We start from the raw sequence: 1,939 nt of genomic DNA, 5'->3' as shown, positions 1-1,939 counted from the left end.
AAGGTTGCAATAAAGGAACCCAATAAGAACCAAACAATTGTAACGGCACTTGTCTCCACGGATCATGATTAACACATTTCAACAACTACGGCCCCATCTTGACCTCCCTATGCTTTAGAAAATACTCCKCCGCGATCCCGCCACCCTGAACATGTCCGGGTCCACTTCATCCGCATTGGCGGGCACGGCGCGGGTCTTGCGGCGGTCGAAGGCGTCCCACACGTCGTTCCATTGGCCGCGTGTCGCGCCCTTTGAATATTCGGTGGCGCGGGTTTCGAAGAAATTGGCATGCTCCACGCCGTTGAGCAGCGGGCTGAGCCAAGGGAGCGGATGCTCTTCGATCATGTAGATGGGCTTGAAGCCAAGCTGGCCCAGCCGCCAGTCGGCGATGTAGCGGACATATTTCTTGATGTCCTTCGCCGTCATGCCCGGAACCGGCCCCATTTCGAAGACCAGATCGATGAACGCATCCTCGATCCGTACCGTCTTCTGGCACATGTCCATGATATCTTCCCTGACCGCGGGGGGTCAGCAGCCGCGTCGGCGCAGAGCGTGGAACAGCTTGATGATGCCCTCGCAATGCAGCGTCTCGTCGCGGATCGACCAGGTGACGATCTGGCCCATGCCCTTCATCTTGTTGAAGCGCGGGAAGTTCATCAGCATCGCGAAGGACGCAAAGAGCTGCAAGCCTTCGGTAAAGCCGCCGAACATCGCCAGGGTGCGGGCAATATCCTCGTCGGTATCGACGCCGAACTGCTGCAGATAGTCATGCTTGTCCTTCATCTCCTTATATTGGAGGAAGGCGCTATATTCGCTTTCGGGCATGCCGATCGTGTCGAGCAGATGCGAATAAGCCGCGATATGCACGGTTTCCATGTTGCTGAACGCGGTCAGCATCATCTTGACTTCCGTGGGCTTGAACACGCGGCCATATTTTTCGTGGTAGCAATCCTGCACTTCCACGTCCGCCTGGGTGAAGAAGCGGAAGATCTGCGTCAGCAGGTTGCGCTCATGATCGGACAGTTTCTGCGCCCAATCGCGGCAATCCTCGCCCAGAGGCACTTCTTCGGGCAGCCAGTGCAGCTGTTGCTGGCGCTTCCAGAAGTCGTAGGCCCAGGGATATTCGAACGGCTTATATTGCTTGGAGGCTTGAAGAAGAGACATAGGGTAACTCCGGGAAATCTATATTGGCCTTTCTCTCCTCTTTGGGAGAGAGGCTCACAAAATCACTGACAGGCCAGACACTCGTCATAGTCGGTGCTTTCGATCTCGAACTTGGGTGCGTCGATCGTGTTGTCGGCTTCCACGCCGCCCGCAAAACCGGCGCGCTGCACGCTCTTCGACCGCAGATAATAAAGCGACTTGATGCCCAGTTCCCAGGCACGGAAGTGGAGCATGAGCAGATCCCATTTTTCCACATCAGCCGGGATGAACAGGTTCAGCGACTGCGCCTGATCGATATAGGGGGTGCGGTCGGCCGCGAGTTCGAGCAGCCAGCGCTGGTCGATTTCGAAGCTGGTCTTGAACGTGTCCTTTTCTTCCTGGCTCAGGAAGTCGAGATGCTGGACGCTGCCGCCATGTTCGAGGATCGAGTTTCCAGACATTGTTGCTGTCCTTCGCCTTCTCGATCAACAGCTTTTCGAGATAGGGATTCTTGATCGAGAAGCTGCCCGACAGAGTCTTGTGCGTATAGATATTGGCCGGGATCGGCTCGATGCAGGCGGATGTGCCGCCGCAGATGATGGAAATCGACGCGGTCGCGCGATCGCCATCTTGCAGCTGAAACGTTCCATCACGCCCCTGGTCGGCGGCGTCCGGGCAAGGGCCACGCTCGATGGCGAGTTGCATCGAGCTTCGTCCACCTGACCCTTGATATGCTTGAACATGACGCAGGTTCCACGACTTGGCCAATCGCTCCTCCGAACGGATGCCGCGCGCT

The 1,939-nt window shown here is 56.9% G+C and carries 2 pseudogenes; both read right to left on the bottom strand.

Annotated features, from left to right (window positions below):
- Positions 1 to 114: 114 nt before the first annotated feature.
- Positions 115 to 1,164: pseudogene (locus BF95_RS25225) on the bottom strand (ribonucleotide-diphosphate reductase subunit beta).
- Between the two features lie 62 nt (positions 1,165 to 1,226).
- Positions 1,227 to 1,939 (bottom strand): annotated as a pseudogene (locus BF95_RS25220) (ribonucleoside-diphosphate reductase subunit alpha); the annotation flags it as partial.

It is taken from the genome of Sphingobium sp. Ant17, from assembly GCF_000588875.1.
GTDB lineage: Bacteria > Pseudomonadota > Alphaproteobacteria > Sphingomonadales > Sphingomonadaceae > Sphingobium.
The sequence above is the reverse complement of the archived record's forward strand: the minus strand, read 5'-3'. Positions and strand labels throughout refer to the sequence as shown.